The organism is Roseobacter denitrificans OCh 114 (assembly GCF_000014045.1).
Taxonomy (GTDB): Bacteria; Pseudomonadota; Alphaproteobacteria; order Rhodobacterales; family Rhodobacteraceae; genus Roseobacter; species Roseobacter denitrificans.
Map to the genome: position 1 here is coordinate 1,245,747 of NC_008209.1, position 18,907 is coordinate 1,264,653.

The window sequence follows — 18,907 nt, forward strand, 5'->3', positions numbered from 1 at the left end:
CGCTGCCTGAAATGAAAGATCTCAAAGCGCTAAGTGATGTTTCGGGTGTTTCGTGAGACGATCTAGTGCCAGTCGAAAAAGCTGGGTCCGGCGCGCTTGAGCAGTTTTTCGGCAAGATCGCGCCCCATGGCCGCGCCATCCGATATCGGACCTGAGCGTTCACCGTTGAGCGCTTCGGACCCATCCGGGCGAAGCACTTCACCGCGCAGCCGCAGATGATCGCCCGAAAGCTCTGCCAGCCCCGCAATCGGTGTCTCGCAGGAACCATCCAGCGTCAGCAGGAAATTGCGTTCGGCCGCGAGCCGCTGACCGGTAGGGCCATCATGGATCGCGCTCAGCAACTCTGCCGTGTTTGTGTCCGCGATCCGGCGTTCGATCCCGATGGCACCCTGCGCTACCGCTGGCAGCATGTGGTCGGTTTCAATCGGCGTCGCAGGCACCTCATCCATTTTCAGACGGCTCAACCCGGCGCAGGCAAGGAAGGTGCATTCGGCCACGCCATCCGCCAGCTTTTTCAGCCGCGTCTGCACATTGCCGCGAAATTCGACCACATTCAGGTCCGGGCGGCGGTTGAGCAGCTGTGCCTTGCGCCGCAGGCTGGAAGTGCCGACCACCGCGCCCTGCGCCAGATCGGCGATACCTTTCAGCGTCGGCGAGATGAACGCATCGCGCACATCCTCGCGCGGCAGGTAGGTATCAAGGATCAGCCCGTCCGGTTGCAGCGTCGGCATGTCCTTCATGGAATGCACCGCGATGTCAATTTTTTCTGACAGCAGATCTTCTTCAATTTCACGGGTGAAAAGACCCTTGCCACCGATGTCTTTCAGCGCGCGATCCTGAATCATGTCACCGGTGACTTTGATCACGACGATGGTGAAGGCATTCTCAGGCAAATCAAAGGCTTGCATCAGGCGCGCACGGGTTTCAAAGGCCTGCGCCATCGCCAGAGGCGAGCCGCGGGTGCCGATCTTGAGGGGCGAGTCGGGGGAAGGAAGCATTACTGTCATAATCACATCTTTAAGCGCGTCAATTTACCCTGACAACCCGTCTGTGACTTGACAATACCGCCTGAGACGAAGACCAACGTTTTGAGTTACCAAGAGGACGAACATGGCCGCGGCAAAAACCATCCTGCGCTCTTTGGCAGGCGAAACACTTCCCACCCCTCCGATCTGGATGATGCGTCAGGCAGGGCGATATCTGCCCGAATACAAAGCGACGCGCGCGCAGGCCGGTGATTTTCTGTCGCTGTGCTATAACCCGGAATTGGCCGCCGAGGTGACGTTGCAGCCGATCCGTCGCTATGGGTTCGACGCGGCCATCCTTTTTGCCGATATCCTGCTGTTGCCGCAGGCGCTGGGGGCGGATTTGTGGTTTGTCACCGGCGAGGGGCCGAGGTTGTCCACCATCACAACCCAAGCGGATTTCGACAAGCTCAAGCCCGTGGACGAGATCGACGCGGTTCTGAATCCGATCTACGAAACCGTGCGTATTCTGCGCCGCGAGTTGCCGCAGGAAACGACGCTCATTGGTTTTGCCGGGGCACCCTGGACGGTGGCGACCTATATGATTGCCGGGCGCGGCACGCCTGATCAGGCACCTGCGCATGCGCTGAAAGATGAAAACCGGGAATTGTTCGAGGCACTTCTGGCGCGGATCACGCAGGGCACCATCGAATATCTGTCCCGACAGATCGAAGCCGGCGCAGAGGTGGTCAAGATTTTTGACAGTTGGGCCGGGTCGCTGAAAGGCGCGGATTTCCAGAGATACGCGCTGGAACCTGCGCGCGAGATCACCGCCGCGATCAAGGCGCGTCATCCGGATATTCCGGTCATCGGCTTCCCGCGCGAGGCAGGGGATGGATACATCGGCTTCGCAAAAGCCACCGGCGTGGATTGCGTCGCCCTCGACAACTCGGTCAGCGCGGAATGGGCGGCGGCCAATGTTCAGGTCGATGGCTGCGTGCAGGGTAATCTGGCGTCAAGCCATATGGTCACGGGCGGGCAGGCGTTGATTGATGAGACGCGCGCGATCGTAAAGGCGTTTTCTGGCGGCCCGCACATCTTTAACCTCGGTCACGGAATCACACCGGATGCTGACCCGGACAATGTGCAGCGCATGATTGACGCGGTTCGGGGGCAGTAAACGCGGATTGTGCCTTGACGGTCAGAGCGGGCTGGAATAACTGACGCTTCGATGGCGTTATAGCTCAGTTGGTTAGAGCGAACGACTCATAATCGTTAGGTCCCTGGTTCAAGTCCAGGTAACGCCACCATTCCACTTTCCCCGCATTTGCCTGTTGTCATCCGACCTGCGGATGGCTCGACAAAGATGGGTGACAAGCTTTTCCATCTGGCTTAGCTTTTCACTTGATGGTCAGGTCAGTTGTGTGAACACGCCAACCAGCTGCTCGGGGGGAGAACAGATACCATGATTTCACGTAAGCGGTTTTTGAACCTGGCTGCGGCCGCCGTGATGGCCTTGGGCGGTGGCGCGGGGGGCGTGTCGGCGCAAGAGGTCACACTGACCCTGCACCAGTTTTTGCCGCCACAGGCAAATGTGCCGAAACTGATCCTCGATGTCTGGGCGGACAACGTCGAAGAGGCAAGCGCGGGGCGCATCAAGATCGACCGTTTTCCGTCAATGCAGCTTGGCGGGCGTCCACCGGAGCTGATTGATCAGGCGATTGACGGCGTGGCGGATGTGGTCTGGACCGTGGTCGGCTATACGCCGGGCCGTTTTCCACGGACCGAAGTGTTTGAACTGCCCTTCATGATGACCAATGCCCGTGCGGCGTCCCGCGCTTATTGGGAAATGTTTGAAACCCACATGCGGGACGCGGATTTCAAGGATGTCGAGATCCTCGGGACTTGGGTGCACGGGCCGGGCATCATCCATTCGAACCGGGAAGTCCGCACGCCCGCCGATATGGAAGGGATGAAAATCCGTGGCGGCTCGCGGCTTGTGAATTCGCTGCTGGAGAAGGTCGGGGCCGCGCCGGTAGGCATGCCCGTTCCGGCAGTGCCTGAGGGACTGTCCAAAGGTGTCATCGACGGCACCACGATCCCCTGGGAAGTGACCACGGCGCTGAAAATCCCCGAGCTGGTGGACAATCACACCGAATTCACCGGTAATGCGCTCTATGTTCTGACCTTTGTGCTGGCCATGAACAAAGACCGCTATAACAGCCTGCCCGATGACCTGCGCCAGATCATTGACGATAATTCCGGGCTTGAATTTTCTGTTTTTGCGGGCGGTGTCATGGAAGACAATGACGCACCCGCGCGCCAGTTGGCGGCGGACCGGGGCAATACAATCGTGACCCTGACGGCAGAGGAGGCACAGGCATGGCGCGATGTCGCCGCCCCCATCTATGACGAATGGGTCGCGGAAATGTCCGAAAAGGGCATTGACGGTCAGGCGCTGATTGACGAGGCGCGGATGTTGATTGATCAATACACCGAATAACCCCGGACAGGTGCTTGCGACTATGCCTGCCCCCAGACGCGCCCGGCAGCGCAGATCATGATACATCAGGCTATAATACGGCTGGCCCGGAGCACGGCGCTCATCGGGGGCTTTCTTCTGGTGGCGCTGATCATAATGACCACGGTGTCGATCGTCGGTCGGTCGCTTGGCGATATCTTGCACTCGGATTTTGCGGCCCATGCCTTGGGCGGTTTTGCGCAAGGAATGCGCGACCTCGGGCTTGGCGAAGTCAAAGGCAGCTACGAATTGCTGGAGGCTGGCGTCGCCTTTGCGATCTTTTCCTTCTTTCCGATCTGTCAATTGTACACCGGTCATGCCACGGTCGATGTGTTCACGTCACGGCTGCCGCAGGCTCTGACGCGTCACCTCATGGCATTTTGGGAGGTGATCCTGACCGCCTGTCTGATCCTGATCAGCGTGCAGCTTTTTGGCGGGGTGCAAAGATATTATGGCAATGGCGAAACGACGTTGTTCTTGCAGTTTCCCCTCTGGTGGGCCTATGCGGCCAGTTTTGCGGCTTCTGTTGTGACCTGCATCGTGGCGGTCTATTGTGCGATTATGCGCCTGTGTGAAAGCGTGACGGGCCGCAGCCTGTTGCCGCAGGTATAGCCCTTTAATGACCGCGTTTCTTGGCCTCTTACCCTTTGCCCAGATGGACCGGCTCGAACTTGGGTTCTGGTCGTTTCTGGTGCTGCTGGGCATGGTGTTTTTGCGCGCGCCGATTGGGCTGGCGATGCTGCTCTGCGGGTTTGGGGGCTGGTATTACGCGATGAATGGCAACCCGGTGCCGTTGCTTGCGAAACTCAAATCCGAAACCTACACCACCTTTTCGAATTACTCCCTGACGATCATCCCGCTGTTTCTGCTGATGGGGCAGTTTGCCACCCTGTCCGGCCTGTCGCAGGCGCTGTTCAAGGCGGCGGAGAGCTTTCTGGGCCATCGGCGCGGTGGCGTTGCCATGGCGGCCATTGGCGCTTGCGCGGGATTTGGTGCGATTTGCGGATCGTCTTTGGCAACGGCGGCCACGATGTCCAAGGTCGCCTTGCCCGAATTGCGCCGCTACGGCTATTCCGGCGGGTTTTCAACGGCGACGCTTGCCGCTGGCGGGACACTTGGCATTCTGATCCCGCCTTCGGTTATTCTGGTGATCTACGCAATCATCACCGAGCAGAACATTGCCAAGCTGTTTCTGGCGGCGTTCATTCCCGGCATTCTCGCGGCGCTGGGGTATATGCTCACCATCTCACTATATGTGCGCCTTTACCCCGATGCAGCCGGCACGCGCGCGCCTGTGCCCATGGGCGATCGTTGGCGCGCTTTGGGGGCGACATGGCCTGTGCTGGCCATTTTTGGCGTGGTCGTCGGGGGCATATATCTGGGCTGGTTTACCCCGACCGAGGGGGCCGCGGTCGGTGCGGCAGGTACAGGGCTGATTGCCGTGGTGTCGCGCAGCCTGACTTGGCAGACGTTCAAGGAATGCCTCTTGGGGACGGGCCGCACGACCGCGATGATCTTTTTCATCGTGTTGGGGGCCAGTTTTTATAATGGATTTCTGGCGCTCTCCGGTGTGCCGCAGTTCATGGCAGACTGGGTGCTGGCGCAGGACTATAGCCCGTGGTTTGTCCTGTCGATCATCCTGCTCTTTTATCTCGTGTTCGGCTGCCTGATGGACAGCCTGTCGATGATCCTGCTGACCGTTCCGATCTTTTTCCCGGTAATCTCGGCGATGGATTTCGGGATGTCGCCGGAACATGTGGCCATCTGGTTCGGTATCCTCGTTCTGATCGTGGTTGAGGTGGGCCTGATCACACCGCCGGTTGGCATGAACCTGTTCATCATAAACGCCATGGATCGTGAAACGCCGATTACACAAACATACAAAGCCGTATTGTTCTTTGTTGGCTCTGACATCCTGCGGGTCGTGGTGTTGGTCGCGTTTCCAGCGATTACGCTGTTTCTAATTCCCGCTTAAAGTGTATTACTTCGCTTAAAAGGCGAATTGCCCGAGGAATTCTTGCCGGAACAACTTGCGAAGGGCGGCAGTTAGTGCAGGATGTCCCCGGTGACGTTTGCAGGGTCTTGGGAGGGATTCGTGCTGCTTACGGTGACACACGTCTTTGATGCGATGGCTTCTTGCCGCTGGGAGGTAAGTCGGGAGGCAATCGTGACGCGTAACCGGGCGGCCAGCAGACGAAAACGCGCCGTCATGGTACTGACGGGCCTGAGAGCCAGACCCGTCGGTGCCAGTACGGTTTGCATCTTTTCTACGGAGCTATCTTAACCCTTTTGGTCTAACCTGCTTTATTTGGAGCAATGCCGTGCTTAATTCCGCTCACGACATTCCGATGCCACCACATGTTTATGTGCCGGGTTTCAGTCCGAGACATCACGATGACTGGTTCGACCCGATCAAGCGTTCGGTTACACCACATGTTCCTGTGAGTGAGTTGCACAACACGCCTGCCTTCATTGCAGGGCGGCTTTACTACGACGCGGGGTACTTTTGGGAAGCGCATGAGGTGTTGGAGGCGGTCTGGATCCAAACCAAGGACCCAAGCCCCGAACGGGACATGGTGCTGGCCCTTATCCAACTGGCCAATGCGCGCCTGAAGGTGCTGATGCTGCAACCCCGCGCGGCGTGGCGGCTATGTGATATGGTGGATACGCATTTGTCCCGTTGCCCGTCGAGCGGCATAGTGCTGGGGCTGAAGGTCGCGGACATGGTGTCTTTGGTCAGTGAAGCGCGGCGCATCGCAAAGGAAGCGATGAAGTAACCCTTGGCACAGAGGTGGTTCAGGCGGTCTGGGCCAGCAGGATCAGCGTCCCAAGTCCCCAGAGCGTCATCTGGTAATGCGTGTTTTGCGCCCCTTCATGGCAGAACCAATAGCTGAAATGGTTCCCCACAATCAAAAACCCGGCCCAGATCGTGGTAAAAGCAGTGGCGCCCAGGATCGCCAGTGCGCGTGCGGTTTCGGGCAGGGCAAAGCCAAAAAGCGCCATGGCCAATGCGGTCGCACCAACCCAAAGCAAGACCACCGTGGCCAGTTCGATGACCACGATCAGGCGAAACGCCAAGAGTTGAGTGCGGCGATCTGAAACCGCGCGATGGGCAACTTCCGCGAATTGCGCGGGAAACTCCGTGCGCATGCGGGTCATGTCCATGACCTCGGCCGTGTAGGTTTCATTCACGGATGGATGCAAAATATTGTCCCGCACCCCAAGGCTCAGCCAGCCTGCGATGGACCCGGTGGCACTGAATTGCGCGAGCAGCAAGGCGGTTTCCATGGGCTTCTCCTGCGGCTCCGCGCGATCACAAAAAAGGGGCCACACTCATGGCATGGCCCCGTTGTTTGATGGATGGGTTACGTCCAGGCGATCTGCTCCGGACGGATCTCGAATGAGATGTGGTGCTCACCGCCGACCAGTCCTTCGCGCGTGTGGTTGTAAAGCGAGCGCCAATAGGGCTGGATGGTTACACCTTCTTCCTGAATGATCGCCTGACCCTTCTTCATCAGCGCACGGCGCGCTTCGAGGTCGGGCGTTGCCAGCGCCTCGGTGAGGATGGCGTCGAACTCTTCGTTGGACCAACCGAATTCGTTCCACGCCTCGCCGGAGCGATAGGCAAGTGCCCAGATCTGCACACCAAGGGGGCGGTGGTTCCAGTTGGTGGAGGAGAACGGGTACTTCGTCCAGTCGTTCCAGAAGGTTGAGCCGGGCAGGATGGTGCGTTTCACATTGATGCCCGCGTCGCGCAGCTGGGCTGCCACGGCGTCTGTTGTGTCCTTGCGCCAGGCATCATCAATCGAGAACAATTCATGCTCGAAATCTCCCATGCCGGCTTCGTCCATCAGCGCCTTGGCGGCGGCTGGATCATGTTTGCGCGGTGGCAATTCCGCGTATTCGGGATGCATGGGGCCAACGTGGTGGTTTTCGGCTACCTCTCCCCGCCCGGCATACCCCAGTTCCAGCAGCACCGCGTTGTCAACGGCCATCGAAATCGCCTGACGGACGCGTTTGTCTTCATAGGGCCTGATGCCGTCGACTTCGACCTGCTGATTGGGTCGTATGACGATCGTGGCGCCTGTCACAACGGCGTTGTTTTGCCAGCCGTCAAGTGTGTCAAAGATGTCGATGAAATCACCCTCTATGGAGTAGGTCATGTCGATCTCTTCGGCTTCTGCCGCCGCGACAAAGGCGGAAGGGTCCGTGCCATAGTCGATGTATTCCACCCGGTCTATCCAGGCACCATTGCCTGCGTTCCACCAGGTGTGCCCCTCGTTGCGCACCAGAACGGCCTTCACGCCGACTTCCAGCGATTCAGGCAGGTAAGGCCCTGTTCCCACCGGGTTGTCGAGCATCGTTTCCGCTGAGAAGCCCGCCGGAACAATCGCAGCCGGATAGTCGGCCATGCCGGGGATCAGCGAGATATCCGCAGAGGGCAGATTGAGGCGTACCGTGTGGCTGTCCACGACCTCGATTGCGCCGTCGATGGCCTGATCCGTATTGGGATCAATCAGGGTCGCAAAGCGGCCTGCCATTGAATTGCCCTCAAGGCTCTTGTCGCACCAGCCGGCGATGTTGCGTGCCACGTCTTCGGCAGTGAAATCGCTGCCGTCGTTCCACTTGACGCCCTGACGCACATTCAGGGTGTAAACAGTCGCGTCTTCGTTGATTTCCCAGCTTTCCAGCAGCTTGCCGGTAAAGGTGCCGTCGTTCTCGTAATGGACGAGGTATTCGAGCCAGCCGCGGCTGAAGTTCGCGATCTGACTCCAGTCATAGGTGCGCGGGTCTTTGAGCGCGCGGACTTCCTGTTGAATGCGGACCGTGCCGCCCATCGTGTGCGCCGCTGCATGCGCTTTGGGCGCGCTGAGGCCAAGCATTGCATAGGCGGTGGCGGATGTCGCACCGAAAGCGCTCGCGAGCGCTAGAAACTCGCGTCGGCTTACGGCGTCGTTGCCGGTCTTCGCAGCGGAGTCCAGAATGGACTTCGGCAAGGGTTTGCCGGTGCTTGTCAGAAATGTCATGTTCTTCCTCTCTGTTGGAACACGCGCGTGTGGCGTGCCATTGCCGATGTCTGTGACGGCAAGATGATGCAGTTGATCTGCCTTTCTTTCGCGCCCCGAGCGGGCGTCGCGGGCATAGTCAAACACTCTCAGGCGTGGCGTCAAGCCCATCTTCGGATCACCTTGCGGTAACGAGGCGCGATTGGTTTTCGACCGGTCTGCTGACGTGTTATGTTTCTCGGCGGCGGCCGTCTCCTGATGGCCAGCCCGCAAGCGATCCGCCGCGGATGAGCCGCATGAACGACGTTCTTTTGCCGTGAGCGGTCGCAAATGAGCCTGCATGAATGATGCTATCTGCACCACCGTTTGGCTTTTGGCGGATTTCCGAGGCCAACGCTCACCGTGATCTGCGTCATAAGGGCCGGGAAAAAACCGCGCATCAGACGGGTCGCGCCATGCCAAAGCGCTTTGTTGCGAATCTGTTCTCGCACACTCCCGGGGCGCGCCCGGTAGAATCTGCCGCGCGCACAGGCTCCCTTTGAAGGGACTTTTTCAGCTTTGCGCCTCTGCAGCGAGGGCTTCGATCTCGTCAGCGGGTAGATGTTTGACCGTCTTCCAAACCGCTGACTTGGCGCTGTTCAGCAGTCCCTTTGGGTCCATCCGCTTTTTCCACGCAAGGTGCCGGTAATCCGCGTTTTTGAGGCCACCGCCCTCGACCTGCCACGTATGCGCATCATAAACCGCAAACCCGTTCGCCTCATAGGTTGCGTTGATCTGCGCCAGCCGCTGTGCCGTGGAAAACCAGATGATCGGCAGATCAAAGGTCACGATCTGCCCGCCGACGCGTGCAAACTCGTGATGCATCCACACGTCATCTCCCAGCTTGGGCCGCAGCCTTGCAATGGCTGTGGGATCGGGCGGTATCGGGCATCCGATTTGCTGGTAGGTGGCGCTGCGATCCGCCTTGAGCACCTGCAGCGTCGTGTGGTTATAGGAAAAGTCAAAGACATGCGGCAGCTTTGCAGCGATCCTGTCCGCCTCGCTCAGGGTCAGATCGCAGTGCCCGCCCGCAGCGCGGATGCATGTTTCAAATCCTGCGATGTCGTCTTTCGGCACCAAGGACACCAACAGGTGTTTGTCGGGCCGGATGTACCCCTTGAGGCGCGGGAAATAGGCGCAGATCCGGGCATCAACCGTGGTCAGCAGTTTGCACCGGACGTCCTCTGCCTGCGCCAGAGCCAGCCCGGCCGCATAGGCATTTTCATAGGTCTCAAAGGTCGCAAGGCATCCAACCCAATCCTGCGTTGGCACCGTGCGCAGGGTGATTTCGGTGATGACACCATTCAACCCCCAGGCATGATGGATGTGCAGCGTTTCCGCGCCCTCAAAGACATGTTCGGTTGGGATTTCCTCGACTGATTGCACCTTGATCGACATGAGGTTGCCCGGATCGCGCAGCGCACCATTGGCGATGGACCCGATCCCGGCAGAGCCGCCTGCGACAAACCCGCCGATCGTTGCGATGTCCTGCGTGGACGGGAACATCGCCATTTCGTAGCCCCGCGCGATAAGGGCTGCATTTATGTCTGCCATCAAGGCACCGGCTTGGGCGCGCACATAGCCTTCGCCGATTTCCAGAACCTTGTTCATGGCGGTTGTCTCGATGATCAGACCGCCCTCCATCGGCACGGCCTGACCGTAATTGCCTGTGCCCCCGCCGCGCAGGACGACAGGCGCGTCAAACGCATAGGCCACGGCCAGCACATGCCGCATCTCATCCGCGTTTTTGGGGCGAGCCACCAGATCGCCGAAGCAGCGTTTCAGATCCGCGTTCAGGATCGGGCTGTACCAAAAGAAATCGCGGCTGCGCTTTTTGACCAGTACCGGCTCGTCGATCACCTGCACGGGGGCGAGGGCTGCGGCAAAGGCACGCCAGTCTATGTCAGTTTTGCCAGAGATTGAGGTCATGGGGTCGATGCCTTTTCAAAATGATGCAGCGGCAGCAATGGGTTGCGCGTGGCCAGCAGTTCGGCGGTGCTTGCGGCGGTGCACAGGCGCAGTTGCGAGATGGGGGTTGTGTCCATGTGGACCGGGTCCTGCCCCAAGGCGCGCGCCGCGTTCAGCGTGATCGCAGGTAGCCAGTCCCCCATCGGTGGGTCCAGATGGGCGGCCAGGCACGCCAGATGCAGGGCCGCGCGCGGGTCGTGTTGTCCGACGGGGCAGAAGGCATCCGCCACATTATCCGATGCGATGACGATTGGCACGCCCGCCGCATCTAGTTCGCGCAGACAGGTCAGACCGCGCTGGCGGGGCGTGCCATACCGCCGCCCCTGCAGATAGAGATTGGTCGTCGGCAGCGCGCAGACTGAGATGTTTGCACGCAAAAGCTTGTCGATTATCCGATCCCGTGTCTTTGTGTCATGCTCGATCAGGCTGACTGCGTGGCCGCAAAGGATTGGCCCCTCGAACCTGCTGGCCAAAGCTGCATCACATATCGCCTCAAGCCCGTTGTAGGGTCCGAGACCTTCATCGACGTGGAAATCCAACGCGAGGCCAAAGCGGTCTGCGGCTGCGAAGACATGGGCAAGGCCGTCGTTTACGTCACTTTGGTCGTGGTGCAGAACAAAGGCCCCCAGAACCCCGGCACGGTGCCGTGCGATATGGCTGGCCACGGCAAAGCAGAATTCCCGGTCCGCGAGTTGCGAAATACTGGTGAGCGCTGCCATCTGGACAGTCATGTCCGGGAACCCGGTCGCGGCCTCCTGCAGGACGGACCATGCGAGGGGCGGTGCGGGTTCCGTGCCCCAATCAATATGGCTGCGTGTCAGCGCGCAGCCCGCTGCCGCCAACTCACGCAGCCCGCGCGTCATGCGGTGGCGCAGGTCATCGGCAGTCCAATGCTGTTTGTCGGTGGTCTGCGCGGCGATGGCAGCGGACAGATCGCCGCCGATGCCTTTCATGCGGTCGATGCTGTGGCATTTATCCAGGTGACAATGCGCCTCGACCAGCGCGGGCATCAGGATGCGCGGCGTTTGCGAGGGCGCGACCGGGGTTAAACCCATGGCCCGACCCCCTTTGACCGTCAGATCGCCGCGCAGGCAATCACCTTCCGTGCGGCCGCCGAATGTGGCGGGGTCGCGCAGGAGCGACAAAGGCACCAGTATATCGCGCAGCACTGTCATCTGCTGCGGCCCAAATCTGCGAGTCTTACGGGTTTCGTCATTCTGCACGGCATCGCCAATCCTCCTTACCTAGGAAAACAAAGGGCGGCCCTGAGAGATTTGAAATCTGTGCCTGAATTACACTTGCGATGCTTTCAAACTTTTTTGTTTTGCGCAAGGATGAATACACCACAAAGGAAACAGAAGCCGCCATGAAATCGCTGAACCCACCCGACATTGCGCCGCCGTTCGCGCGCTATTCACATGGCATAGAATTGCCCGCAGGCGCGCGTCTTCTGCGCACCTCGGGGCAATTGGGTCAGGATGGGGATGGCGCTGTGCCGGAGGGGGCAGAGCCGCAAGCGGCCATCTGTTTTGCGAATATCGCTGCGATTTTGAAAGAGACCGGGACGCAGGCCAATGATGTGTTCCACATCAGCGCATTTGTAACGGATCGCGCGCATATGGCAGGGTATATGGCCGCGCGGGATCAGTTCCTGTCGCAAGTGTCTGTTTTGCCAACCTCCACGCTGATGATCGTTTCCGGTTTTACCCGGCCCGAGTTTGTCGTCGAGGTTGAGGTCTGGGCCGCAAAGCTCTGACGCTCAGGTCGGTGGCATGCCGCCGTTGCGTACAGGCCTGTGTGCAACATGCCGATCTGGATTCGCGCAAGGCCAGCATGAGAGGCCCCACGCCGAACCGTAGCCTCGGGTCAGCGTTTCGTAATTCGGGTTTTTCGAATGGCGCTTTGGCGGTGCCGCAAATGGAAAAGGTGCGCCGTCATGGGCGATCCGTATCCTTGTGTTTGCGCAGTTTGCGAAGCGTCCAGATCAAGGTGCCGCCGAAAAAACCGCCTGCGATCACGATGACTTCAAACATGGCGAGTCCGCTTGGCCATCCGCGATAGGTCACGGCACCGGCCAGCATGAGCAGCCCGAGGACGGACACCCAAAGGCGGAACATCAGCTCTGATCTGGGGGGATCAAATTTGCTCATCTCGCGGCCCTTTCCCACCCGGTGCACAAGCGGCAGCGGCAGTGAAACACCATGTGCCGTTACCCTGTCGCGCACTATAGTGACCATCAATCGTTTCGGGCAACGAGCCATCTTGGCGCAGCGGTTTCACCTGCGTGGCACCAAGAACGGCAAGGCTGTCGCAACAGGCTCTTGCGGTCACATCAGGCAATGCCGCACCTTTGGGCGCTGCCCTGTGGTTGGTCGTTACTGTGCGGATCGCGCTTTTCTGCCCAGATTTGCGGTGTTTCACAGTCGTCTGTGACGATGAGGGTCAGATAATGCATACAGATCATGTCATCCGCGAATTCCGGGATAACTCTGCGGGAAACCCACGAAGATCGCGGCCGATTCCGGGAAATCTGACCTTCTTTCTGAGGTCCCTTGCCGCGTCTGATGAAATACCTGAGACATCAGGCACCGCGGTCAGGACTCCGTGTCGTTCTCCTTGCCCTTTTTGCGGCGTTGAAGCCATTTGAATCCGTAAACGAACACAACAAAAACGATGATCCAGAACAGCAGGTCCAGAAGAATTGTGCTCATATGTGTCTCCTGCTTTCGTCTCGGTGTGTGTTGGGTCTTCTAACGCGCTGTGATGGATATAGTCTCTTTGAGGCGGCGCTGCCACTGTTACGAACCGCGCATGTGCCTGAATCGCGCGCCCATCGCTTGACCTCTGACCTCATTGGCCTTTGATGGTGCGGCAGAGAGCCAGCGAGAACAGGCAACAGATGAAAGACAATGCCAAAGGTCTGATCATTACCACAGCCGGGGTCTTGCTGGTTGTGCCGGACGCGCTCTTCGTGCGCCTGATTGATGCGACGGCCCTTACAATCGCGTTTTGGCGTCTGTTTCTGGCCGGGGGCTGTCTTGGCCTTGGGATCTTTGCGCTGCATGGAACCGCGCCGTTCAGGGCGGTTCTGCAAACCGGGCGCTATGGGGTGATCCATATGATCGGCGTTGGGGCAAGTGGTGTGCTTTTTATTCAGGCGGTTGCGCTGACATCCGTGGCGAATGTCGTTTTTATCATCGCTTCCCTTCCGGTTTTTGCAGCGGTGTATAGCCGGGTGTTTCTGGCTGAACCCATCAGTTTGCGGATGCTCTTGACAATGGCGGCGGTTCTGGTGGGGCTTGCGGTGATCGCTTATGGGTCGGGCGAAACGGAAAACGCAAGTCTTGCAGGGGATGCTTTGGCACTCGCGGTTTCGGCGCTGTTTGCAGCGGCCCTTACCGCCGCACGTCGGGTCAAACATGTCTCAATGGTGCCGAGCGTCGCGATGGGCTATGTGGCGGCTGCACTTGTTTTGCTGCCATTTGCCGCCCCCCTGTCCGTGCTGCCGGATCAGGTGCCGCTGGTCCTGTGCCACGGTGGGTTCATCCTCGGCAGTTCGGTGTTGCTGGCAATCGGTCCACGTTACATCACCTCTGCCGAGGTGGGTTTGCTTGTTTTGCTGGAAAGCGCTCTGGCCCCCTTGCTCGCCTGGGCGGTGGTCGGAGAGGACCCCGGCCGCTATGCCCTTGCCGGGGGTGCCATCGTTATTGGCGCCCTTTTGGTGTCAAACATCGTGATGCTCAAAAATCAACGGACACACCGGGCAGGTTCAGCGCCTTCATGAGATCGCGTAACTCCTGCCGGGCGGCGACATTGGAAATGTTCAGCTGTTTGACGCCAATGTCCTTGAGATCCAGCAGGGTAAGCCCGCGCGGGAAAAGCTCGCGAAAGATCACGCGTTCGGAAAAACCCGGAGCAATGCGAAACCCGATCCTTTTGGACAGGTTGGCGATGGCGCGTTCCATCTTTTCCTTGTTGACCATGCGCTGTGCACCCATGCGGTTGCGCACCACGATCCAATCAATGGGGGACAGACCGGCTTGCGCGCGCAGCTGCCGCGCGTTCCAGACCATTTCAGAATAAACCGAGGGCCCGAGTATTTTATCACCCGTCGAATCCGTGCGCGCCAACAGGTCAAAATCCACAAAGCTGTCATTCAACGGCGTGATCAGCGTATCGGCCAGACTGTGCGCCACCTGACTGAGGCGCGTGTGTGAGCCGGGGCAGTCAATCAGAATGAAGTCGTTGTGCGGCTCAAGATCGGCCACTGCAGCCGACAAGCGGTGGTCGTAGATATTCTCGCCAGCCTGCAGTGTCTCGGGCGCGATTTGGGGCAACTCATGCGTATTTGGGCTGGCCAGCGCGAGTTCCGCCTTGGCCAGAAAGGCTGCGCGATTTTCCGTGTAGCGCCCGAAAGTGCGCTGACGCAGGTCCAGATCAAGCGCACTGACCTTGTGGCCCAGACGCGCGAGGGCAGTGGCCACATGCATGGAGACGGTCGACTTTCCGGCACCGCCCTTTTCGTTCCCCACAACGATAATATGCGCCATTTGCCCGATCCTTTGCCCCGGCCGATTACAAATGGCCTTGTTGGCGGCACTATATGAGTGGAAATGCGCTTTGGAAAGGCGGGAACGGGTCTCTTGCAGGCCTAAAGCGTCATGCGAAAAACCTGAATCACGCAACGCTGCCTGAAATCAAAGATTTCAACGCGTTACGTGATACTTCTTGTTTCAGGTATTTCGTCAGACGCTCTAGATGCGCGAATTTTAAAGAGCTTTGCGCGGTGTCTTAGGGGCTAGCGGACCTGCTTTAACAGCACTTCAAGATGACCTGCACCGGACAGGGGAATGGCCCCGGTCGTGATCATATCTCCAAGGCGGATGTCATCCCCGGAGTGGCGGGCGAGATGCGCGCGGATCGTATAGTCCTCGATGTTGCCCGATACGTCGATTTCGAACGGTAAAGTGTCATTGGTGGCGTCAAATCCTTCGGGGATGCGCAGCTGTTTCTGCGTGATCTTGATCGCATCCGCCCCGACGCGGGATGTATCCTGAACGGTAAGGGTCACGTTCTGACCACGGGGCAGGGCACCGGGATCTTCGAATTTCACAAAGCCGCGTATCATGGCATATCGCTCCGATCATGTTGCATGAAAAAAAGCCCGGCGCCTGAGGGTGCCGGGCTCTTGTATCTTATACGTCGGGCGGCGGGGGGCTGTCACCCGCATCGTCGGGGTCTTGTGCTGCGTCCTCGTCCGGCGCGTCCTCAAAACCGGGGGGCGGCGCATCATCGCCTGAAACACCTGCAGACGCGGCAAGATCATCCGCCACGGGTGGCAGGGCGTCCCCGCTGGCTGCTACAGTGGTGTCTTCGCTCATGTCCATGGGCGGGGGCGGCGCACCGGCCCCGTCATCCATCGCGAAGCTTTGCGATGTACTTGTGCCACCATCCATCTGGACGGTCACCGTGATTGAATTTGACATCATCTTTCTCCCATCGCGCTCAGCGCATTACCACGCGTTCAATCTGGTTGTTGACGATGTAGACATCCACCTTCTTGCCGCCGGCACGGGCCGCATTCAGGGCGTGAAAGACATTCGAGACACCATCGCTGGCGCCTGTCTTGATCTTTTTCCAGCCGGAAATGCCGCTGATGATCGCATGACAGTTCTGCGAGTCTTTAGAGGTATAGGTGCGTGAAACGGTTTTGTTGTTATGCCACATGAGAAATTCTCCTGATAAAAATGATACTGGAAAGAAGTTATAATAGTTGAGCGCGGTAGACCTTGTCGCCGTCCTTGAAAAGGGACAGCTTCTTGCCGAAGGCCATCGCCGAACAGCAGATGTCGAACACATTGCTGCATCCATCGGTGGTGTCCGGATCAATGCGGAACCACCCTTGACCTTTCGGCATGACCCAGCAGTTCTTTGTGCCCGAGGTCGCATAGACCCGTGCAACATCGACGGTTTCCCATAGCTGATAGATGCTCTGGATGGCGACAATATCACCGGCACTCAGCCCGGTGCGCTGACCCAGCGTCTTGCCCGGTGGGATCGACTCAATGGTCGGCTGGCCGTTCTTGGAGAACGCATAGCGGCCATAGTGCATGATGGACCCGTAGTCATAGGGTCCCACGTCATCCCCATCCGCAATGTGCTGGTTGAAGTTATGCTCTTTGCCCGCGGTGATGTTCTGCCAGTTGATCTTGACCTTGGTATCGCGGTCTTCCCGGCTTTGTTCGTGCCAGAGCCCGAACGCATGGCCGATCTCGTGGACGGTCGCGCCAAACCCGCAGCCACCGGCAAGGCCGATTTCCTGCTTGCCGCCGCGCATGCCGACCTGACTCCAACAGCCCGTGGCAGGGCGAAACCGCACGTAATTGGGATATTGCGCCTTGTTCGCATTCGTGCGCAGCACAAAGCGCATGCCGGTTTTCTGTTTCCAGTGGGCGATGGCATCATTGACGCGTTGCACGTTGGTTGCGGGCAGGGCCGGGTCGATTTCATATGGCATCAACGCGCCCGGCCAGCGCCGATTGGCCCCCGTGATCACCACGCCATGTGCGATCTCGTCTGGATCATCGCCTGCATCAAGGGCAGCCTTGGCCGCCGCAGTGCGCTCTTCGACTTCCTCCACCGTGCCAAGCACGATGCAGCCTTCAAACACGGCAAGCCCATCGACTGCCGCGTATTGAACCGTCTTGTTCTTGAAAGTATCGCCGGAGATGATGCCGGTTCGGACGTCGTTACTGGTTAACAGACCTCCGCAGCAGCAATCTTCCTCATCATGTTCGGACATGCTGATATTCCTTTAAAATTGACTTTGTTAAACACAAAAAATTGTCGCCGCTAAATCTGATGCGGCCCTCAAAGGTTGGCAAAATACCGCCACTCTGGCAAGAAGTTTAAAGGTATGATCGTGTGTGGGTTGTGTAACCGGCTGTTTCTAATGCCATTTCCGGGCTTGGTGAAAGTTGAGATTACGCACAAAAAAGAGGCCGCGCCGTAAAGCGCGACCTCGGGACATGCAAAAAAGTGAGTCGGTTTAGAAGCCGAGTCCTGCGTATTTGTTCTTGAATTTGGACACGCGACCGCCGGTGTCGAGCAGGCGCGAAGACCCGCCTGTCCATGCCGGATGTGCCGACGGGTCGATGTCAAGCGACAGCTGGTCGCCTTCCTTGCCCCATGTGGATTTCATCTGCACCACGGTGCCATCGGTCATCTTGACGTCGATGATGTGATAATCTGGATGTGTATCTGCTTTCATCGGTCCGCTCCTTAGACGCTCGCGCCCGACTTGGGCTTGTAATTCGTGTTTTCCGCAATCCGTGCGGATTTTCCGCGGCGGCTGCGCAGGTAGTAGAGTTTGGCGCGGCGCACGCGGCCACGGCGCACAACTGTGATGCTTTCGATGTTGGTGGAGTGCAGCGGAAACACCCGCTCAACGCCTTCACCGAAAGAGATTTTGCGCACTGTAAACGACCCGGCGATACCGTGGCCATTGTTGCGTGCAATGCAAACGCCTTCGTAGTTCTGAACCCGGGTGCGCGTCCCCTCGGTTACTTTAAATCCGACGCGGACGGTGTCACCGGCGCGAAAGTCGGGGATGTCTTTTCCCAGCGCGGCGATTTGTTCCGCTTCAATCTGTGCAATCAGATCCATCTGATCGTCTCCTATGATGCTCGTGGTATGTCCACGAAGTTTGTGCGTGTTTCAGAGCTTCGGGTCTTGCCGGTGCGCCGCAGCGCCCGCCCGGAGGGTACAAACATCATTCCTTATTCACGTGATTCCATATGAAATGGGCCCGGCCCCGTAAAAACGACTCCCAGCCCGCGCTGTCTAAGTGGAAACGCAGCACAGATCAAGCCCGATGCGTGCGCCAATTGATCCAGCGGCAACGGCTGTTCAAACGCAGCCGCCTGCGTGATGTGTTCAGTCATCCATGTTCGGTTGCTTGCCGGTCCAGTCGTGGTGCCCGCGCGCATTCATGATCGAACTCATTCTGATCCCATCGGCGTTCTTGTGCAGCAATGCCGTCGATCTATAGGGTGCTGTTGCCCGCATCCCATTGCGCAACAAATTGGTTTCATAGCTGCCAAGCCATGTGCCGTCGCTGCATGCCTCAAGACCAAGAGGAACGCGGTAAATGCGATCCAGTTGCATGGCGTCACAGGCCTGCAGATACAGTTCAAAATTGTCACGCAATTCATCGTCGTTCTCAATGACGATCGCGCCAGCACTGGTGATCAGTGAAAAAGGGTAGAGCACACGGCTTCGCCAGAGCGCGAAATCGCGCTCGATAAAGCACTCCGAGACATCGTCCAGAAAGGACTGAAAATCGCTTTGGTTCAAAATATACGTATCCGGTCAATCAATAATGTCCGTGATCGTACAAGGCTGTCGGG

General features: G+C 58.5%; 21 protein-coding genes and 1 tRNA gene. 8 read left to right on the forward strand and 14 right to left on the reverse strand.

Going from position 1 to position 18,907, the window contains the following annotated elements:
* Positions 1 to 62 precede the first annotated feature (62 nt).
* Positions 63 to 1,007: a hydroxymethylbilane synthase gene (gene hemC / locus RD1_RS05925; RefSeq protein WP_011567549.1), complete on the reverse strand. Its 945-nt coding sequence runs from the start codon at positions 1,005 to 1,007 to the stop codon at positions 63 to 65.
* Positions 1,008 to 1,110: 103 nt separating this feature from the next.
* Between hemC and hemE the strand changes: the two genes are divergently transcribed.
* The 6 genes from hemE to RD1_RS05955 all read left to right on the forward strand — a co-directional run bounded on the left by hemE (position 1,111) and on the right by RD1_RS05955 (position 6,263).
* Positions 1,111 to 2,145, forward strand: a complete 1,035-nt coding sequence (gene hemE, locus RD1_RS05930) for a uroporphyrinogen decarboxylase (protein ID WP_011567550.1) — start codon at positions 1,111 to 1,113, stop codon at positions 2,143 to 2,145.
* Between the two features lie 53 nt (positions 2,146 to 2,198).
* Positions 2,199 to 2,275 (forward strand) — tRNA-Met (locus tag RD1_RS05935).
* Positions 2,276 to 2,430: 155 nt separating this feature from the next.
* Positions 2,431 to 3,468 carry a TRAP transporter substrate-binding protein gene (locus tag RD1_RS05940; RefSeq protein ID WP_011567551.1) on the forward strand — a complete coding sequence of 346 codons (1,038 nt, stop codon included), beginning with the start codon at positions 2,431 to 2,433 and terminating at the stop codon, positions 3,466 to 3,468.
* Between the two features lie 57 nt (positions 3,469 to 3,525).
* Positions 3,526 to 4,098: a TRAP transporter small permease gene (locus tag RD1_RS05945; protein ID WP_011567552.1), complete on the forward strand. Its 573-nt coding sequence runs from the start codon at positions 3,526 to 3,528 to the stop codon at positions 4,096 to 4,098.
* A 43-nt stretch (positions 4,099 to 4,141) separates the two neighbouring features.
* Positions 4,142 to 5,461 carry a TRAP transporter large permease gene (locus RD1_RS05950; protein WP_044033364.1) on the forward strand — a complete coding sequence of 440 codons (1,320 nt, stop codon included), beginning with the start codon at positions 4,142 to 4,144 and terminating at the stop codon, positions 5,459 to 5,461.
* A 346-nt stretch (positions 5,462 to 5,807) separates the two neighbouring features.
* On the forward strand, positions 5,808 to 6,263 hold the full coding sequence (locus RD1_RS05955; protein ID WP_011567554.1) for a DUF309 domain-containing protein: 456 nt from the start codon (positions 5,808 to 5,810) through the stop codon (positions 6,261 to 6,263).
* Positions 6,264 to 6,282: 19 nt separating this feature from the next.
* On the opposite strand, the gene RD1_RS05960 is transcribed toward RD1_RS05955, so the two are convergent.
* The 4 genes from RD1_RS05960 to RD1_RS05980 form a co-directional block, all read right to left on the reverse strand.
* Positions 6,283 to 6,774, reverse strand: a complete 492-nt coding sequence (locus tag RD1_RS05960; protein ID WP_011567555.1) for a DUF2165 domain-containing protein — start codon at positions 6,772 to 6,774, stop codon at positions 6,283 to 6,285.
* A 77-nt stretch (positions 6,775 to 6,851) separates the two neighbouring features.
* Positions 6,852 to 8,513: an ABC transporter substrate-binding protein gene (locus RD1_RS05965; RefSeq protein ID WP_011567556.1), complete on the reverse strand. Its 1,662-nt coding sequence runs from the start codon at positions 8,511 to 8,513 to the stop codon at positions 6,852 to 6,854.
* 531 nt (positions 8,514 to 9,044) lie between these two features.
* Positions 9,045 to 10,460, reverse strand: a complete 1,416-nt coding sequence (locus tag RD1_RS05975; protein ID WP_011567557.1) for an FAD-binding oxidoreductase — start codon at positions 10,458 to 10,460, stop codon at positions 9,045 to 9,047.
* The gene (locus tag RD1_RS05980) at positions 10,457 to 11,674 is read right to left on the reverse strand and encodes an amidohydrolase family protein (RefSeq protein ID WP_044032977.1); all 1,218 of its coding nucleotides are present in this window, start codon (positions 11,672 to 11,674) and stop codon (positions 10,457 to 10,459) included. Before RD1_RS05980 ends, RD1_RS05975 begins: the two co-directional genes overlap by 4 nt.
* Before the next feature lie 191 nt (positions 11,675 to 11,865).
* Here RD1_RS05980 and RD1_RS05985 point away from each other — a divergent pair, with 191 nt between their 5' ends.
* Positions 11,866 to 12,255 carry a RidA family protein gene (locus RD1_RS05985; protein ID WP_011567559.1) on the forward strand — a complete coding sequence of 130 codons (390 nt, stop codon included), beginning with the start codon at positions 11,866 to 11,868 and terminating at the stop codon, positions 12,253 to 12,255.
* Positions 12,256 to 12,433: 178 nt separating this feature from the next.
* Here the strand turns inward: RD1_RS05985 and RD1_RS05990 are convergent, their stop codons facing one another.
* Positions 12,434 to 12,649: a hypothetical protein gene (locus RD1_RS05990; RefSeq protein ID WP_074958726.1), complete on the reverse strand. Its 216-nt coding sequence runs from the start codon at positions 12,647 to 12,649 to the stop codon at positions 12,434 to 12,436.
* Between the two features lie 749 nt (positions 12,650 to 13,398).
* Between RD1_RS05990 and RD1_RS05995 the strand changes: the two genes are divergently transcribed.
* Entirely contained in the window at positions 13,399 to 14,283 is an 885-nt protein-coding gene (locus RD1_RS05995; RefSeq protein ID WP_011567563.1) for a DMT family transporter, read from the forward strand.
* Here RD1_RS05995 and RD1_RS06000 read toward each other — a convergent pair.
* From RD1_RS06000 to RD1_RS06035, 8 genes are all read right to left on the reverse strand, one after another.
* Complete coding sequence (locus RD1_RS06000) at positions 14,240 to 15,049, reverse strand: division plane positioning ATPase MipZ (protein WP_011567564.1); 810 nt, start codon at positions 15,047 to 15,049, stop codon at positions 14,240 to 14,242. The genes RD1_RS05995 and RD1_RS06000 overlap by 44 nt on opposite strands.
* Positions 15,050 to 15,297: 248 nt before the next feature.
* Positions 15,298 to 15,627: a YbaY family lipoprotein gene (locus RD1_RS06005; RefSeq protein WP_011567565.1), complete on the reverse strand. Its 330-nt coding sequence runs from the start codon at positions 15,625 to 15,627 to the stop codon at positions 15,298 to 15,300.
* Between the two features lie 67 nt (positions 15,628 to 15,694).
* On the reverse strand, positions 15,695 to 15,988 hold the full coding sequence (locus tag RD1_RS06010) for a hypothetical protein (protein ID WP_044032979.1): 294 nt from the start codon (positions 15,986 to 15,988) through the stop codon (positions 15,695 to 15,697).
* 16 nt (positions 15,989 to 16,004) lie between these two features.
* Positions 16,005 to 16,226: a hypothetical protein gene (locus tag RD1_RS06015; RefSeq protein WP_044032980.1), complete on the reverse strand. Its 222-nt coding sequence runs from the start codon at positions 16,224 to 16,226 to the stop codon at positions 16,005 to 16,007.
* 37 nt (positions 16,227 to 16,263) lie between these two features.
* A complete protein-coding gene (gene legP, locus RD1_RS06020) occupies positions 16,264 to 17,301 on the reverse strand; it encodes a Dot/Icm T4SS effector Zinc-dependent metalloprotease LegP (protein WP_011567568.1) in 1,038 nt (345 codons plus the stop codon).
* Positions 17,302 to 17,547: 246 nt separating this feature from the next.
* Positions 17,548 to 17,769, reverse strand: coding sequence for a 50S ribosomal protein L31 (gene rpmE, locus RD1_RS06025; RefSeq protein ID WP_011567569.1), 222 nt, complete (start codon positions 17,767 to 17,769; stop codon positions 17,548 to 17,550).
* A gap of 11 nt (positions 17,770 to 17,780) precedes the next feature.
* Entirely contained in the window at positions 17,781 to 18,164 is a 384-nt protein-coding gene (gene rplS / locus RD1_RS06030) for a 50S ribosomal protein L19 (protein ID WP_011567570.1), read from the reverse strand.
* Positions 18,165 to 18,434: 270 nt separating this feature from the next.
* Positions 18,435 to 18,854, reverse strand: coding sequence for a hypothetical protein (locus RD1_RS06035; RefSeq protein WP_011567571.1), 420 nt, complete (start codon positions 18,852 to 18,854; stop codon positions 18,435 to 18,437).
* Positions 18,855 to 18,907: the final 53 nt, after the last annotated feature.

Coding starts and splice junctions, on each gene's coding strand:
- RD1_RS06015 (WP_044032980.1), bottom strand. CDS start 16,226: ATGTGGCATAACAACAAAACCGTTTCACGCACCTATACCTCTAAAGAC.
- rplS (WP_011567570.1), bottom strand. CDS start 18,164: ATGGATCTGATTGCACAGATTGAAGCGGAACAAATCGCCGCGCTGGGA.
- RD1_RS05995 (WP_011567563.1), top strand. CDS start 13,399: ATGAAAGACAATGCCAAAGGTCTGATCATTACCACAGCCGGGGTCTTG.
- rpmE (WP_011567569.1), bottom strand. CDS start 17,769: ATGAAAGCAGATACACATCCAGATTATCACATCATCGACGTCAAGATG.
- hemC (WP_011567549.1), bottom strand. CDS start 1,007: ATGACAGTAATGCTTCCTTCCCCCGACTCGCCCCTCAAGATCGGCACC.
- RD1_RS05960 (WP_011567555.1), bottom strand. CDS start 6,774: ATGGAAACCGCCTTGCTGCTCGCGCAATTCAGTGCCACCGGGTCCATC.
- hemE (WP_011567550.1), top strand. CDS start 1,111: ATGGCCGCGGCAAAAACCATCCTGCGCTCTTTGGCAGGCGAAACACTT.
- RD1_RS06000 (WP_011567564.1), bottom strand. CDS start 15,049: ATGGCGCATATTATCGTTGTGGGGAACGAAAAGGGCGGTGCCGGAAAG.
- RD1_RS05990 (WP_074958726.1), bottom strand. CDS start 12,649: ATGAGCAAATTTGATCCCCCCAGATCAGAGCTGATGTTCCGCCTTTGG.
- RD1_RS05950 (WP_044033364.1), top strand. CDS start 4,142: ATGGACCGGCTCGAACTTGGGTTCTGGTCGTTTCTGGTGCTGCTGGGC.
- RD1_RS05945 (WP_011567552.1), top strand. CDS start 3,526: ATGATACATCAGGCTATAATACGGCTGGCCCGGAGCACGGCGCTCATC.
- RD1_RS05940 (WP_011567551.1), top strand. CDS start 2,431: ATGATTTCACGTAAGCGGTTTTTGAACCTGGCTGCGGCCGCCGTGATG.
- RD1_RS06010 (WP_044032979.1), bottom strand. CDS start 15,988: ATGATGTCAAATTCAATCACGGTGACCGTCCAGATGGATGGTGGCACA.
- RD1_RS05980 (WP_044032977.1), bottom strand. CDS start 11,674: ATGACAGTGCTGCGCGATATACTGGTGCCTTTGTCGCTCCTGCGCGAC.
- RD1_RS05985 (WP_011567559.1), top strand. CDS start 11,866: ATGAAATCGCTGAACCCACCCGACATTGCGCCGCCGTTCGCGCGCTAT.
- RD1_RS06005 (WP_011567565.1), bottom strand. CDS start 15,627: ATGATACGCGGCTTTGTGAAATTCGAAGATCCCGGTGCCCTGCCCCGT.
- RD1_RS05965 (WP_011567556.1), bottom strand. CDS start 8,513: ATGACATTTCTGACAAGCACCGGCAAACCCTTGCCGAAGTCCATTCTG.
- legP (WP_011567568.1), bottom strand. CDS start 17,301: ATGTCCGAACATGATGAGGAAGATTGCTGCTGCGGAGGTCTGTTAACC.
- RD1_RS05975 (WP_011567557.1), bottom strand. CDS start 10,460: ATGACCTCAATCTCTGGCAAAACTGACATAGACTGGCGTGCCTTTGCC.